At 68.6% G+C, this 14,228-nt stretch carries 15 protein-coding genes; 8 read left to right on the forward strand and 7 right to left on the reverse strand.

Annotated elements, in window-relative coordinates:
- Positions 1–34: 34 nt before the first annotated feature.
- Positions 35–244: a hypothetical protein gene (locus A5713_RS26170; RefSeq protein ID WP_067924603.1), complete on the forward strand. Its 210-nt coding sequence runs from the start codon at positions 35–37 to the stop codon at positions 242–244.
- Here A5713_RS26170 and A5713_RS26175 read toward each other — a convergent pair.
- Complete coding sequence (locus A5713_RS26175; RefSeq protein ID WP_369804535.1) at positions 196–1,020, reverse strand: adenylate/guanylate cyclase domain-containing protein; 825 nt, start codon at positions 1,018–1,020, stop codon at positions 196–198. The genes A5713_RS26170 and A5713_RS26175 overlap by 49 nt on opposite strands.
- 110 nt (positions 1,021–1,130) lie before the next feature.
- On the opposite strand from A5713_RS26175, the gene A5713_RS26180 reads away from it, so the two are divergent.
- The gene (locus tag A5713_RS26180) at positions 1,131–2,534 is read left to right on the forward strand and encodes a glucose-6-phosphate dehydrogenase (RefSeq protein WP_068099171.1); all 1,404 of its coding nucleotides are present in this window, start codon (positions 1,131–1,133) and stop codon (positions 2,532–2,534) included.
- Between the two features lie 15 nt (positions 2,535–2,549).
- Positions 2,550–3,572, forward strand: coding sequence for a phosphogluconate dehydrogenase (NAD(+)-dependent, decarboxylating) (gnd, locus tag A5713_RS26185; RefSeq protein ID WP_067924610.1), 1,023 nt, complete (start codon positions 2,550–2,552; stop codon positions 3,570–3,572).
- Positions 3,573–3,603: 31 nt separating this feature from the next.
- On the opposite strand, the gene A5713_RS26190 is transcribed toward gnd, so the two are convergent.
- Entirely contained in the window at positions 3,604–4,467 is an 864-nt protein-coding gene (locus A5713_RS26190) for an alpha/beta fold hydrolase (RefSeq protein WP_067924613.1), read from the reverse strand.
- 123 nt (positions 4,468–4,590) lie between these two features.
- Between A5713_RS26190 and A5713_RS26195 the strand changes: the two genes are divergently transcribed.
- From A5713_RS26195 to A5713_RS26205, 3 genes are all read left to right on the forward strand, one after another.
- Entirely contained in the window at positions 4,591–5,064 is a 474-nt protein-coding gene (locus tag A5713_RS26195) for a VOC family protein (RefSeq protein WP_067924616.1), read from the forward strand.
- A 111-nt stretch (positions 5,065–5,175) separates the two neighbouring features.
- Positions 5,176–6,081, forward strand: coding sequence for an alpha/beta fold hydrolase (locus A5713_RS26200; RefSeq protein WP_068099148.1), 906 nt, complete (start codon positions 5,176–5,178; stop codon positions 6,079–6,081).
- Entirely contained in the window at positions 6,082–7,323 is a 1,242-nt protein-coding gene (locus A5713_RS26205; RefSeq protein ID WP_068099149.1) for a WS/DGAT domain-containing protein, read from the forward strand.
- On the opposite strand, the gene A5713_RS26210 is transcribed toward A5713_RS26205, so the two are convergent.
- Entirely contained in the window at positions 7,324–7,938 is a 615-nt protein-coding gene (locus A5713_RS26210; RefSeq protein WP_068099150.1) for a winged helix DNA-binding protein, read from the reverse strand. It abuts the gene before it with no gap.
- On the reverse strand, positions 7,935–9,587 hold the full coding sequence (locus A5713_RS26215; protein WP_231980707.1) for a pyruvate, phosphate dikinase: 1,653 nt from the start codon (positions 9,585–9,587) through the stop codon (positions 7,935–7,937). The genes A5713_RS26210 and A5713_RS26215 overlap by 4 nt, the downstream gene beginning before the upstream one ends.
- A 140-nt stretch (positions 9,588–9,727) precedes the next feature.
- Between A5713_RS26215 and A5713_RS26220 the strand changes: the two genes are divergently transcribed.
- Complete coding sequence (locus A5713_RS26220) at positions 9,728–10,237, forward strand: DoxX family protein (RefSeq protein WP_067924626.1); 510 nt, start codon at positions 9,728–9,730, stop codon at positions 10,235–10,237.
- On the opposite strand, the gene A5713_RS26225 is transcribed toward A5713_RS26220, so the two are convergent.
- From A5713_RS26225 to A5713_RS26235, 3 genes are all read right to left on the reverse strand, one after another.
- Entirely contained in the window at positions 10,221–10,661 is a 441-nt protein-coding gene (locus tag A5713_RS26225) for a hypothetical protein (protein ID WP_231980705.1), read from the reverse strand. The two genes, A5713_RS26220 and A5713_RS26225, sit on opposite strands and share 17 nt — an antisense overlap.
- A gap of 93 nt (positions 10,662–10,754) precedes the next feature.
- A complete protein-coding gene (locus A5713_RS26230) occupies positions 10,755–11,081 on the reverse strand; it encodes a hypothetical protein (protein WP_067924694.1) in 327 nt (108 codons plus the stop codon).
- 103 nt (positions 11,082–11,184) lie between these two features.
- Positions 11,185–12,549 (reverse strand): FAD-dependent oxidoreductase, encoded by a 1,365-nt coding sequence (locus A5713_RS26235; protein ID WP_068099153.1) that lies wholly within the window; start codon positions 12,547–12,549, stop codon positions 11,185–11,187.
- A gap of 118 nt (positions 12,550–12,667) precedes the next feature.
- Between A5713_RS26235 and prpD the strand changes: the two genes are divergently transcribed.
- Positions 12,668–14,176, forward strand: a complete 1,509-nt coding sequence (prpD, locus tag A5713_RS26240) for a 2-methylcitrate dehydratase PrpD (RefSeq protein ID WP_068099154.1) — start codon at positions 12,668–12,670, stop codon at positions 14,174–14,176.
- The last annotated feature ends 52 nt before the right edge of the window (positions 14,177–14,228 follow it).

Here is a 14,228-nt window from a genome sequence, read left to right on the forward strand (position 1 = left end):
CACAAGTTAATCACAGCGCGAATACTCTGGGGTCATGCGCAGTGTGTGGAAGTGGCTCGGGCTGGCCGGCGTCGCCGGCGTCGTCGCCGGAGGCGCGCTGGTGGTTCGCGACGAACGGAAACGGCGCGCCTACACCGCGGACGAGGTCCGGTCCCGCCTGCATCAGCGGCTGGCCGAGTACGACGCCGAGGGCTTTCAGTCCCGATCCGGATCGGCCGGGGCCTCGACGGCGAACAACCGGTAATCACCCGAAAAACCCTTGAGTGCGACGTCGCGCCCGTCGTCGAAGTGGATGTCGTCGCAGTCGGACAGGGCGTCTCGCACCGGTTGGCTCACCAGGATCTCGCCACCGGTTGCCTGCGCCGCCACCCGCGCCGCCATCGCGACGTTGCGGCCGAACAGATCGTCGCCGCGGCGCACCGAGCGACCCATGTGGATGCCGATCCGCACCCGAATCTCCTCGTGCCTCTTGCGTTTTGCGTCCTTGCGTAGCGCGCGCTGCAAGTCGATGCCGCACCGCACCGCCTGGTCGGCGCGGGCGAAGGCGATCATGAAGCCGTCGCCCTGGCTCTTCACCACGTGCCCGGAGCGCCGCTGTACGAGGTCCGACACGAGCTTGTCATGTGCCGCAATGAGCTTGACCCAGGCGCGGTCGCCGATGCGTTCGTTGAGGGCGGTGGATTCCTCGATGTCGGAGAACAGGATCACCACCCGGCCGTCGGGCGTGACCCGCGCCAGGTCCGGACGCTCCACTTCCGCCCAGTCGGCGAGCTCTTCGATCGAACTGCGCACGACGGCGCCGAAGCCTTCTTTGCGCAGCAGGTTTGCGGTGTTCCACACCCTTTTGACGGCCTCGCGCCCACCCGACAGCAGCTGATTGCGGGTGTCGGTCTGGTGCCGCAACTCCTCGATCTCCTGGCGGCTGCGCACCAGCAGCCGCGCCAGCACGGCGAGTGCGACGGCTTCGACCGCGGCGACGCCGGCCAGCACGTAGGCCGTGACATGCAGCGCATCACCCACGCAAGCATCCTGCCAAGGCCGCATTGGCTTCAGGTTGTCGGGCCCAAATGCAATGTCTAGGGTTGAGCTCGGGCCGCCGCGGGTAGCGAATCTCAAGGGAGGTGCGCGTCTTGGCCGACGGTGATAGTTCTTCGAATCTGCTGGTGATCTTCGGTATTACCGGCGATCTGGCCCGCAAGATGACCTACCGCGCCCTGTACCGCCTCGAGGCGCGCAAGCTGCTCGACGTCCCGATCATCGGCGTGGCCAGTGACGACATCCCCCTCGAGAAGCTGGTCGACCGGGCCCGCGAGGCCGTCAAGGCCTCGGGCGAGGAGTTCGACGATGCCGTGTTCGACCGGCTCGCCGACCGGCTGTCGTATCTGCACGGCGACGTCACCGACGAAGAGCTCTACGGGCGGCTCGCCAAGGAGATCGGCGAGGACTCCCGGCCGCTGTACTACCTGGAGATGCCGCCGTCGTTGTTCGCGCCGATCGTGGAAAACCTCGCCAAGGCCGACCTGTTGGAGTGCGCGCGCGTCGCCGTGGAGAAGCCCTTCGGCCACGACCTGGCCTCGGCGCGCGACCTCAACACCCGGCTGCGCGCGGTACTCGACGAGGACCAGATCCTGCGGGTCGACCATTTCCTGGGCAAGCAACCCGTCGAAGAACTGCAGTACCTGCGGTTCGCCAACAACGGCCTGGCCAAGCTGTGGGACCGCGACAGCGTTTCCGAAATCCACATCACCATGGCCGAGGACTTCGGCATCGAGGACCGCGGCAAGTTCTACGACGCGGTCGGCGCGCTGCGTGACGTCGTGCAGAACCATCTGCTGCAGGTGCTCGCGCTGGTCGCGATGGAGCCCCCCGTCGGGCCCAGCGCGGATGACCTGAACGACAAGAAGGCCGAGGTGTTCCGGGCGATGCCTGCGCTGGATCCCGAGCGCTGCGTGCGAGGTCAGTACCGCGGCTACACCGACGTCGACGGGGTGGCCAAGGATTCCCAGACCGAGACCTACATCGCGCTGCGGACCGAGATCGACAACTGGCGCTGGGCCGGCGTGCCGATCTTCCTGCGCGCCGGCAAGGCACTGCCGGAGAAGGTCACCGAGGTCCGCATGTTCCTCCACCACGTTCCCGGGTTTTCGTTCCTGCCCAACCGTCGGCCGCCCGAACCCAATCAGATCGTGCTCCGCATCGACCCCGATCCCGGGATGCGGCTGCAGCTGTCCGCCCAAGTCGGCGACGCGTGGCACGACGTCCACCTGGACTCCTCGTTCGCCGAGGATCTCGGCGAGGCCGTGCGGCCCTACGAGCGGCTGCTGTACGCCGCGCTCACCGGGGACCGCCAGCTGTTCGCCCGGGAAGACGCCATCGAAGAGACGTGGCGGATCGTGCAGCCCGTGCTGGACAAGCCGGGCCGGATCCATCACTACGATCCGGGCTCCTGGGGACCCGACGCCGCGCAGTCGCTGCTGCACGGTCACCGCAGCTGGCAGGAGCCGTGGCTGCCCAAGCAGACGTCGTCACAGTAAGGAGAAAAGGAAGAGATGCAGCTCGGGATGATCGGCCTTGGCCGGATGGGTGCCAACATCGTCCGCCGCGTCGCCAAGGACGGACACGAATGCGTGGTCTACGACCACAACCCCGACGCGGTCAAGGCGATGGCGGGGGAGGAGCGGACCACCGGCGTGTCGTCGGTGAAAGAGCTCGCCGAAAAGCTGACCGCTCCCCGGGTCGTCTGGGTGATGGTGCCGGCCGGGACCATCACGACCGGGGTCATCGAGGAGCTGGCCAACACGCTGGAGTCCGGCGACATCGTCATCGATGGCGGCAACTCGTACTACCGCGACGACATCCGCCACGCAAAAACCCTTTCCGACAAGGGCATTCACCTACTCGACTGTGGCACCAGCGGCGGCGTGTGGGGCCGGGAACGCGGCTACTGCCTGATGATCGGCGGTGACGACGAGGCCTTCCTGCACGCGGAGCCGATCTTCGCCACCGTCGCACCGGGCGTGGACGCCGCGCCCCGCACACCGGGGCGCGACGGCGAGGTCGCCCGGTCGGAGCAGGGCTATCTGCACTGCGGTCCGTCCGGCGCCGGGCACTTCGTCAAGATGGTGCACAACGGCATCGAGTACGGCATGATGGCCTCGCTCGCCGAGGGGCTCAACATCCTGCGCAACGCCGACATCGGCAAGCACGTGCAGCAGGGTGACGCCGAAACGGCGCCGCTTTCGAATCCGGAGTTCTACCAATACGACTTCGACATCCCCGAGGTCGCCGAGGTGTGGCGGCGCGGCAGCGTCATCGGTTCCTGGCTGCTCGACCTGACCGCGATCGCGCTGCACGACTCGCCCGACCTCAAGGAGTTCTCCGGACGGGTGTCGGACTCGGGGGAGGGTCGCTGGACCGCCATCGCGGCGATCGACGAGGGCGTCCCGTCGCCGGTGCTGACGACCGCGCTGCAGTCCCGTTTCGCGTCGCGTTCACTCGACGACTTCGCCAACAAGGCGCTGTCGGCGATGCGCAAGCAGTTCGGCGGGCACGCCGAGAAGCCGGCGAACTAGACCGGTACCGCCACTGACTGTGGCGGCTGATTCAGTGGCGTTTGACGAACTTGACCACGGCGTCGCTGAACGCGTCGTTGTCGTCGCCGGCCGCGGTGTGCCCGGCTTTGGGCAGCTCCACGAACTCCGCGCGCGGAACGCTGGCCAGGAAGTGCCGAACTCCTTCGGGGCTGACGACGTCGGAGAGCTTTCCGCGGATCAACAGCACGGGAATCGACAGGTTCTTGGCGGCCTGTTCGAACTTCTCCGTGCGCAGTTCGGGATCGTCCCCGGGCTTGGTCATGAACGCCGGGTCCCAGTGCCAGTACCAGCGGCCGTCGCGCAGGCGCAGGTTCTTCTTCAGCCCCTCGGGGCTGCGCGGCTTGTCCCGGTACGGAAGATAAGCGGCCACCGCGTCGGCGGCCTCCTCCAGCGAGTCGAACCCGTCGAGGCCGCTGATCATGAAATCGCGGATGCGGGCGCTGCCGCCCTTCTCGAATCGGGGCACCACGTCGACGAGGACCAGTCGGGTCACCACCGCCGGCCCCGCCCGGTGGGCGGCGAGGATGCCGGTCAGTCCGCCCATGCTCGCGCCGATGATCATCACCGGCCGCCCGATCGCCTCGATCACCCGCAGGACGTCGGCCGTGAGGGTCTCGACGTCGTAGTCGGCGTTGGGCGCGCGGTCGCTGTCGCCGTGCCCGCGGCTGTCGAGCGCCACGACGTGCAGGCCCTCGTCGGCGAGGGTTTGGCCGGTGTTCTTCCAGGAATGGCGGTTCTGCCCGCCGCCGTGCAGCATCAGGACGCTGGGCCGGCCCGCGCCGTCGGTCCCGCGATTCCATTCGTCGGCGACCAGGGTGATCCCGCCTGCGCCGGAAAACTCGACCGTCTCGGGGCTGCTGGTGACGGTGCTCATGCGACCTGACGTTACATAGCGCGTATATGCACCTTTCGCCGGGTCGACGGCGCGGTGAGTTTCCGGCTCCGCCGGGGTCTATCCGGTGACAACACCACGAGTGAAACAAGGAGGCCGCGGCCAATGCCATCGATCACCCCGTCGTTGTGGTTCGACCACGACTTGGAGGAGGCGGCGAGGTTCTACACCTCGATCTTCCCCAACTCGCACATAGAGGGCTTCAACCTGACCACGGAGGCCGGTCCCGGCGAACCGGGCACCGTCCTGTCCGGCAGTTTCGTTCTCGACGGCACCCGCTTCATCGGCATCAACGGCGGCCCGCACTTCCGGTTCGACGAGGCGGTGTCCTTCACCATCCACTGCAAGGATCAGGACGAGGTCGACTACTACTGGGACCGGTTGACCGATGGCGGCGAGGAGTCGCAGTGCGGCTGGTGCAAAGACCGCTTCGGCCTGAGCTGGCAGATCATCCCGGACCGGCTCTACGAGTTGATCGGAGATCCCGATCGGGCCCGCGCCGCGGCGGCCACTCAGGCGATGTATGGCATGCGAAAGATCGTCATCGACGACCTGGACCGAGCCGCCGCCCAGGTATAGCGAAACCCCCTGCCGCATTGGCAATTTGACCGCTTGTGGCATGTGGTCGGTGCGTATTCGACCCGCACGCGTTAGGTTGGTCCCTGCGGACGCGCCGAGCAGGGAGTCAATATGGGTGAACCAGGCTGGATCGACGTGCCCAGCCCGGCTGGGAACCTGAAGGCACTCACCTGGGGGCCACGCGATGCCCCCATCGCCTTGTGCCTGCACGGCTTCCCGGACACCCCCTACGGATTTCGCAAGATCGCCCCGCCGCTCGTCGGGGCGGGCTGGCGGGTGGTGGCGCCCTTCATGCGCGGGTACGCGCCGTCGTCCATTCCCTCCGACGGCAGCTACCACGTCGGCGCGATGATGGACGACGCACTGCGGGCGCGCTCGGCGGCGGGCGGCACCGACCGTGACGTGGTGATCGGCCACGACTGGGGGGCGATCGCCACCACCGGTCTGGCCGCCATGCCCGACAGTCCGTTCACCAAGGCGGTGATCATGTCGGTGCCGCCCTCGGCGTCCTTCCGTCGCAAGGCCGGCGCCGCCGAGCGGGGTCGACTGGCCGCGCACCTGGCGCGTCAACTGCTGCGCAGCTGGTACATCATGTACTTCCAATTGCCCTGGCTGCCAGAGCATTCCGCGTCCTGGGTGCTGCCGCTGCTGTGGCGGCGGTGGTCGCCGGGGTACCGCGCCGACGAGGACCTGCGCCACGTCGACGCCGCGATCGGGACGCCGGAGAGCTGGCGGGCGGCGCTGGGCCCCTACCGCGCCACGATCCGCAACACCCGGCCGCCCGCGCAGTATGCCGAGCTGAACGAGCTGTGGACCCAAGAGCCCGTGTGGCCGTGCCTGTACCTGCATGGCCGCGACGACGGCTGCATGACACCGGCTTTCGCCCGCTGGGCGGAGAAGGTGTTGCCGCCGGGCAGCGAGGTGGCCATCGTCGAACACGCGGGACACTTCCTGCAGCTCGAACAGCCCGACAAGGTCGCCGACCTGGTGCTCGGGTTCATCGGCTCGCCCGGCTGAATGCCCGCGCAGCGGATGGCCGCCGTCGATGCGCAGTTCTATTGGATGTCGGCCAAGATCCCCAGCGACGAGTTCTTGCTGTACGCCTTCGACGGCGAACCCGCGGACTACCTTGCCGCCGTCGAGCACCTCTGCGGCCGGGCGCGCGCCTGCCCGGCGCTGACGACGCGGGTGCGCGACGGAAACCCGCTGACCTACCCGAAGTGGGTGCCGGCGACCGTTACACCGGAGCGGGTGGTCCGCCACGACCTCGACGACCAGACCTGGGCCGGCTGCCTGGCGGCGGTCGTCGCGCTCGCCGACGACCAGCTCAACGTGCACCGCACACCCTGGCGGGTGCACGTCTTCACCCCGGTGCTGGGCATCCCCGGCGTGACCGGCCCGGGCAGCGTGACGGTCATGCAGGTCGCGCACGCGCTGGCCGACGGGGCGCGGGCGTCGGCGTTGGCGGCCTGGCTGTTCGGTCGGCCCGCTCCCGTGCCCGCGGTCCGACGGCTGCGGAGCGGATTCTTGCCGTGGCGAGCGGCCCAGGCGGCCCGAGCCCACCGCGAGCTCCAGCGCGACACCCGTGCCGGGCTCCTGGCCCCCGGGCCCGGTCCTCGACCCCTGCTGCCGACGAACACGCGTCCCGGGGCGGCCCGCTCGGTGCGCACGCTGGTGCGACGTCGCGATCAGCTGCGCGGCCCCACGGTCACCGTGGGCGTGCTGAGCGCGGTGTCCACCGCGCTGTCCAACCTGCTGGGCGATGTCGCCGATACGCTGGGCGCCGAGGTCCCCATGGCCAAACCCGGTGTACCGCATGCACACAACCACTTCGGCAACGTCGTCGTCGGGCTGTACCCGAAGCTGGGATCGGATGCCCGCGCCGAGCGGATCGCCGCGGAGCTGGCCAATGGCCGGCGTCGCTTCGCTCATCCGGCGACGCGTTACGCCGACCGGGCTTTCGCGGCCGTGCCCGCACCACTATTGCGTTGGGGCATAGCACAGTTCGACGCCGACATCCGTCCGTCGCAGGTGTCCGGCAACACGGTGGTGTCCAGCGTTCACCGCGGACCGGCCGACCTGGCCTTCGGGGGCGCCCGGGTGGTCCTGACGGCCGGCTACCCGGCGCTGTCGCCGGTAATGGGGCTGACGCACGGCGTGCACGGCATCGGCGACACCATCGCGATCAGCGTGCACGCGGCGGAGTCGGCCGTTACCGACGTCGACGCCTACCTGCGGCTCCTGGACGCGGCGCTGTAGCTATTGCGCGTCGCCGGATCTGGCCGCTTCCTCCCGCGTCAGGCCCACGGCGGAGATCAGCTCCTCGTGCAGTTCGAACCACACCGTGTGGTAGGAGTCGATGAGCGGCCGGGTCAGCCAGGCCGTCTCGCCGGCGTGCGCTTTCCCCAGCGCCGCAGCCAGTTTCGCCGAGTAGGCGGCCAGCCGCGGCAGCTGGGCCGCGGCCGCATCGATGATCGGCAGCACCCGCGCGTGCACATCGTCGAGCCGGGCCAGCACTGCCGCGTCGTATTCCGCGTCGTCGTGCGCGTTGGGGCTACCACCCGGGCCGCCCTTGAGCTGCCAATCCGTGACCACCGCCTTGAAATCGGCGTTGACCGGGCGAAAGTCGGCGTAGGCGGCTGCGAGCGCGGAGTGGTCCGCGTGCCGGCGTTCCTCGTCGAGCAGCGATGCGAGCCTGTCCCGCCCGCTAGGGGTGATCCGCACCGTCGCGCCGTCGGCGAGCAGGCCCGCCGCGGTGAGCCGTTCGACGACCGCCGTCACTTGGGCGAGCTCGGCGTCCAATGTCGCGGCCAGGTCGGCGGGGCGCACCCGGCCTTTCAGCCGAACCGCCTGCAGCACGGCCAATTCGGTCATGAGGTGGTCCCGCTCGCCAGGCGCAGCGCGGTCAGCATGACGATCAGCGGGGTGGCGGAGACGACGTCGGTGTGCCCGTCGTTCATGGCCATCGCGACGGCGGCCGGCGTGGTGTCGCCCAGCCGCGGGTGGTCACCGGAGGTGTGGGCGCGCAGCGGGCTGAGTCGCCGCGCGATGTCGGCCAGCTCCCGCAGTTCGGGTGTGTCGCTTTCCGACCATGCGGACAGGCTCAGAATGCCCTCGCGCACTTCGCCTTCGGCGCCGTCGACGGTGATCAGCCTGCCGACCAGCGACGCGGCGACACCCTGGCCGCAACCCACCACGGCCACCCGTCCGAGTTCGCGACTGACCACCGCGGCGTGGCTGGCGGCGCCGCCGACCTCGGTGACGATGCCCTGCGCGGCCAGCATCCCCGACACGTCCTCCGGCCTGGTGTGGTCGCGGACCAGGATCACCGGCTCGCCGCGTTCCGCGGCATCGAGTGCCTCGTCGACGTCGGTGTATGCCTTGCCCGACGCGACCCCCGGGCAGGCCGGTAACCCCTTGGCCAAGAGCCGTGCGGCGAAACGCATTTCGGGCTGCAGGGCGGGCTGCAGCAGCGTCCGCACGTGGGTGGGGGTCACCCGGCGCAGCGTCTCGGCGTCGTCGATGAGTCCCTCGTGGCGTAGCTGCAGCGCCAGTCGGACCGCGGCCTGCGCCGAGCGCTCCGCGTCCCGTGTCTGCAGCAGCCACAGCTTGCCCTGCTCGACGGTGAACTCGATCTCTTGGACGTCGGAGCCGAGTCGCTCCAACCTGCGCGCGGCGTCCATCAATTCGTCGTACACGGCCGGCTGCTCGTCGCGCAGGGCGGTGATCGGCTCGACGTCCACCGAACCCGAGACCACGTCATCGCCCTGCCCGCCGGGCAGCCATTCGCCGAAGGGCGCGTTGTCACCGGTGATGGGGCTGCGCGAAATAAGAACTCCCGCACCGGAGTTGGGGCCGCTGTTGCCGAACACCATCGCTTGGACGACGACCGCGGTGCCGCTGCGGTCGTCGGCGCCGGAGTGGGCGCGGTAGGCGACCGCGCGGGGCGAGTTCCACGAGGCGAACACCGCCTCGATGCCGGCGCGTAGCTGCGCGTAGGGATCGGCGGGCGCCGCTTGGTGTTCGTCTTGGTGTTCGTTCAGGCCGACGATGCGCCGGTACATGCTTTCGAACCGCCGGCGGGTGTCGTGGGCGAAGGCGGCGGCACCGGCGGCGGTCAGCGCGCGCTCGACGTCGTCGTTCATGCCGAGGTCCAGGATCGTGTCCATCATGCCCGGCATCGATTGGGTGGCCCCCGACCGCACGCTGACCAGCAAGGGGCGTGGGCCCCGGCCGAACGTGCGTGAGGTTTGTGCCTCCAGCCAGCTCATCCGGTCGAGCACGTCGTCCCAGATTGAGTCCATTGCCGCCCGCGGATCGGCCAAATAGCGCAGGCCCACCTCGGTGGTGATGCAGAATGCGGGTGGCACCGGCAGACCGTGCCGGCGCATCATCTCGATGCCGTGGCCCTTGTTGCCCAGCAACTCCCGGGGGTGACTTGCTGTGCCGTCGAGTAACACCACGGATTGCGCGTCAGAAGCGGCCCCAGACGCGCCGTGGGGGGCGCCGCTGCCTCGTGCGATACGCGCCGTGGTGCACCCCCTTGTGATCTGCTGCTGATCGGCCAACGTCGGAACGCCCGCAATGTTCCCACACGAATCTGCGCAGTTAGCTGCGCGCCGCTCCTGTTATGCCCTCCGCCCCATGATCTAGGTTTGCAGGTATGACTCCCTACGACGTCGGGCTACTGATTCTGCGGCTGGTGTTGGGCGTGACGTTGGCCGCGCATGGTTACAACAAATTCTTCGGCGGCGGCCGCATCCCCGGCACCGCGCGCTGGTTCGAAAGCATCGGCATGAAGCCCGGCAAGTTTCACGCCACCGTGGCCGCCACCACCGAGATGGCCGCAGGGCTGGGCTTGGCCGCCGGCCTGCTCACACCGATCCCCGCGGCGGGATTCGTGTCGTTGATGCTGGTCGCGGCCTGGACCGTGCACCGGGCCAACGGCTTCTTCATCGTCAAGGAAGGCTGGGAGTACAACCTGGTCCTGGCGGTCAGCGCCGTCGCCGTCGCCACCCTGGGCGCCGGCAAGCTCAGCCTGGATTACGTGGTCTTCGGCCACAACTGGATGGACGGCTGGCACGGCCTGCTGATCTCGGTCGTGCTCGGCCTCGCCGGCGCGATCGGCCAGCTGGTGATCTTCTACCGGCCGCCCGCTAAGCAGGCCGGTTAGCTACGGGTCGTCTCCGGGCGACGCTGAGCACGGCGCACACCACCAGCACGCCAGTGGACACGGCTTCGGCGACCAACGCCGAGGTGTTCAGCACTTCTCGGTCCGGGACCAGCGATATGCCCAGTTCTTGCTTGGCATCGCCGGCCAGTACCGCGGGATACACCAAACACAAGACAGCGCTGCCGAATGCGACGACCGCGCATCCGCACGCGACGAGTCCGAGCACCCGCACCCCGCTCGCGCCAAGCAGCGCGCCGCCGGCGGCGATCGAGGCGATCAGCAGGACCCAGCCCGGCGTTCCGTTGATCAGGCCGCTGAACAGACCGCCATAGTGTTCGCCATACTCGCCGATGTAGATGCCCAGACCGTCCCAGCGAACGGGCAAGCCCAACGGGCTCACATCGACCCATGGCAGAAGCGTCAATGCTGCGGACGCTGTGGCAGCTACGACGCCCACTACATCGATTGCCCTGGCGCGCACCCGGTTTCCTTTCGTCCGTTCTTCAGCCGACGCCCGTCATGAGTTGGGCATGATCTCAACAGGATTTGCGCCGAAAGGCTCGATGACAATGCCCACGTCCTTCATCAGCTCGATCGAGCGAGTAGTTTCGAGGACTCGCTGTACGTCACCCTCGAGAATCATGTAGGCCGCGCGATTCATTTTTTCGTAGAAGGCGATGAGCGACTCCTTGCTGCGGAAGACCGGAAAGAACTGCATTTCGCCGCGTCCGAGGAGAAACAGCTTTTGGTTGCCGTCCTTTGTGTTGCCAAAAGGGGTGGAGTAGTAGACCTTGGCCTCACCGGCAGCTTGCGCGGGGTGAGTGTTCTTCCTGAACAGGCCCACGGCGTCTCCTTCACGGCGGTGCTGCCGGTCTGCCGGCCAGTGCGACATTACCTCCAAACTTATGGTCAGCGGCTGACCGCTTGGCGCAAGAGATTTGGCCCGGCTAGGTGACCGCGGCGGTCTCGGCTTCGCGGACTTCCATCGCGGCGCGCTCGCCGGAGCGGATCGCGCCGTCGATCCACCCGCACATGACGGCCGAGCTCTCCGTCCCGGCCCAGTGGACGCGACCACACGGCTCGCGCAGGGTGTAGCCGAATTCGGTCAGCACGCCGGTGGGGGCGTGGCCGATCATCCCGCCGCCGGAATAGCGCTCGGTCGTCCAGTTCTGTTCGTGGTACTCCCGCGGCGTTCGGGCCTTCTCGCCGAACCGGTCGACCAACTCGCCGACGAGCGTCGCCTTACGCTCGGCTTCGTTGAGCTTCGTCAACCGACGCGCCGCGGGCCCTTCGGTGATGACGCACATGACGCCGGGGTCGCCGGTGTCGGTGCAGGCGTCGATGGTCAGGGTGGCCGGTGATCCTGGTGCGGCCGACTGACCCGACAGCCCGTCGGCGCGCCAGAACGGCTCGTCGTAGACGATCGACGTCTTGATGACCGCGCCGCTGGGCATGCGCTGGTGCAGCATCGTCCGATCCACCGGCAGCATCGGCTCGTAGACGATCGAGGAGGCGATCGCCAGCGGAATGGCCACGATGACCCGCCGTGTGCGCACCGTCAGGTCGGCCGCGCTGACCGTGACGCCGTCGGCGTCCTGCGCAATCTGCCGCACCGGCTGCGAAAGGTGCAGAGAGTCGCCCAGTTCGGCCCCGATGCGACCGTAGATGGCGCCCATGCCGCCGACCGGGCGGGCGTCCTGGGCGCCGCCTTTGCCGGAGATGACGAAGGTGGGGCCGCCGCCGGAGCCCATCTGCGCGAGGCACCACAGCAGCGACGTCTCCGATCCCGCCGAGGTGTAGGTGCCGGCCAGCGCCATGTCCAGCATCTCGCGGGCCGCCTTGGACATCGTGTTCTGCTCGATCCATTCCCCCACACTGATGCGATCCCACTCGTCGGCCTGCTTGGCGTCCCAAGGTGCCTCGCGCGGAAGGGATTTGGCCATGTTTTCGATCGACATCAGGCCCACACCGAGGTTGGCGACCGCCCACGGGCTCATCGTCCACGGAATGGTGCCCCCGTAGCGGTGCTTCTTGCCGTCGACGATCATCATGGCGTCGCCGTCGTGGTGCTGTTTGTACTCGGACACCCCGAACTCGTCCATCAGCGCGTAGATGCGGTCCTGTCCCGGCCCTATCCACGCGCCGCCGCGATCGATCCATGTGCCGTCGGGCAGGTACTCGGTGAAGGTGCGGCCGCCGACCCTCTCACGCGCCTCCAGCAAGGCCACCGAATGGCCCGACTGTTTCAACCGCAGGGCGGCCGTCAATCCCGCGAATCCCGCTCCGACCACGCAATAATCGACCTCTGACATGGCTGGCTCCTCAACCTAGGCACCGCCTCAGCAGCAAACTACACCTTGCCCGGCGCGGGTGTCGGTGGGTTAACGGAGATTTCCAGACGCGTTCTCGCCACCCATAAGGTTCGGGTTTGTGTTGATGCATACGGTGCGGACGCGGCGCAGCTCCGACGACTTCCCGCGCGCCCAACACCTGGCGGCGAAGATCGCCGCCGTCGCCGTCGACCCGGTCGCCGTCGAGCCCGAGACCGCGGAGATGGTGGCGAATCGGATCATCGACAACGCGGCGGTCAGTGCGGCCGCCGTGCTGCGCCGGCCGGTCACCGTGGCGCGGCAGCAGGCGCTGGCCCATCCCGCGTCCCGGGGGGCCAGGGTTTTCGGCGTCGACGGAGCCTACTCGGCCGAGTGGGCCGCCTGGGCCAACGGCGTCGCGGTGCGCGAACTCGACTTCCACGACACGTTTTTGGCCGCCGAGTACTCCCACCCCGGCGACAACATCCCCCCGCTGGTCGCGGTCGCCCAGCAGCTGCGGCTGGGAGGCGCCGACCTGATCCGCGGCCTGGCCACCGCCTACGAAATCCAGATCGACCTGTCGCGCGGAATCTGCCTGCATGAGCACAAGATTGACCACGTCGCACATCTGGGCCCGTCCGTGGCCGCCGGAATCGGAACCATGCTGCGGCTGGACACCGAGACGATCTATCAGGCGGTCGGGCAGGCGCTGCACCTCACCACCAGCACCCGCCAATCCCGCAAGGGCCTGATCTCCAGCTGGAAGGCGTTCGCCCCCGCGCACGCGGGCAAGGTCGCCATCGAGGCCGTGGACCGCGCGATGCGCGGTGAGGGATCGCCGGCGCCCATCTGGGAAGGGGAGGACGGGGTGATCGCCTGGCTGCTGGGCGGACCCGAGCGCGAATACCGTGTGCCGCTGCCCGCTCCCGGCGAGCCCAAGCGCGCCATCCTGGACAGCTACACCAAGGAGCACTCGGCGGAGTATCAGAGCCAGGCGCCGATCGACCTGGCGCGGCGGCTGCGTGCACGCGTCGGTGACCTCGACGAGGTGGCCACGATAGTGCTGCACACCAGCCACCACACCCACGTCGTGATCGGAACGGGATCGGGGGATCCGCAGAAGTTCGACCCCGACGCGTCACGGGAAACGCTCGACCACTCGCTGCCGTACATCTTCGCCGTCGCGCTACAGGACGGCAGCTGGCACCACGAACGCTCCTACGCTGCGGAGCGGGCCCACCGGCCCGACACCATCCGACTGTGGCGCAAGGTCTCCACCGTCGAGGACCCGGAGTGGACCCGCCGCTATCACGCGGCGGACCCGGCCGCGAGGGCGTTCGGGGCGCGCGCCGAGGTCACCCTGAAGAGCGGTGAAGTGATCGTCGACGAGCTGGCCGTGGCGGACGCCCACCCGTTGGGCGCGCGGCCGTTCCGGCGCCCGCAGTACGTGCAGAAGTTCACCGAGCTCGCCGGCGACGTGGTGGAACCGGCTGAGCGGCAACGGTTTCTCTCCACCGTTGATGCGCTGGCCGATCTCCGAGCCGGCGACCTGGACGCGCTCAACGTGCGGGTCGATCCGCGGGCGCTCGAACGGGCGCCGGTGATCGGCCCGGGAATCCTCGGTGAGTGAAATCGGTTGTGCACTCACGGCTTTGAGTGTGCAACCAAGGCGGGAATTGTGC

The sequence above is a fragment of the Mycobacterium sp. E2497 genome, assembly GCF_001668695.1.
GTDB lineage: Bacteria > Actinomycetota > Actinomycetes > Mycobacteriales > Mycobacteriaceae > Mycobacterium.

Bases quoted from the DNA above. Each gene is read 5' to 3' on its own strand.
- A5713_RS26200 (WP_068099148.1), top strand. From the start codon at position 5,176: ATGGGTGAACCAGGCTGGATCGACGTGCCCAGCCCGGCTGGGAACCTG.
- A5713_RS26220 (WP_067924626.1), top strand. From the start codon at position 9,728: ATGACTCCCTACGACGTCGGGCTACTGATTCTGCGGCTGGTGTTGGGC.
- gnd (WP_067924610.1), top strand. From the start codon at position 2,550: ATGCAGCTCGGGATGATCGGCCTTGGCCGGATGGGTGCCAACATCGTC.
- A5713_RS26205 (WP_068099149.1), top strand. From the start codon at position 6,082: ATGCCCGCGCAGCGGATGGCCGCCGTCGATGCGCAGTTCTATTGGATG.
- A5713_RS26195 (WP_067924616.1), top strand. From the start codon at position 4,591: ATGCCATCGATCACCCCGTCGTTGTGGTTCGACCACGACTTGGAGGAG.
- A5713_RS26210 (WP_068099150.1), bottom strand. From the start codon at position 7,938: ATGACCGAATTGGCCGTGCTGCAGGCGGTTCGGCTGAAAGGCCGGGTG.
- A5713_RS26190 (WP_067924613.1), bottom strand. From the start codon at position 4,467: ATGAGCACCGTCACCAGCAGCCCCGAGACGGTCGAGTTTTCCGGCGCA.
- A5713_RS26170 (WP_067924603.1), top strand. From the start codon at position 35: ATGCGCAGTGTGTGGAAGTGGCTCGGGCTGGCCGGCGTCGCCGGCGTC.
- A5713_RS26235 (WP_068099153.1), bottom strand. From the start codon at position 12,549: ATGTCAGAGGTCGATTATTGCGTGGTCGGAGCGGGATTCGCGGGATTG.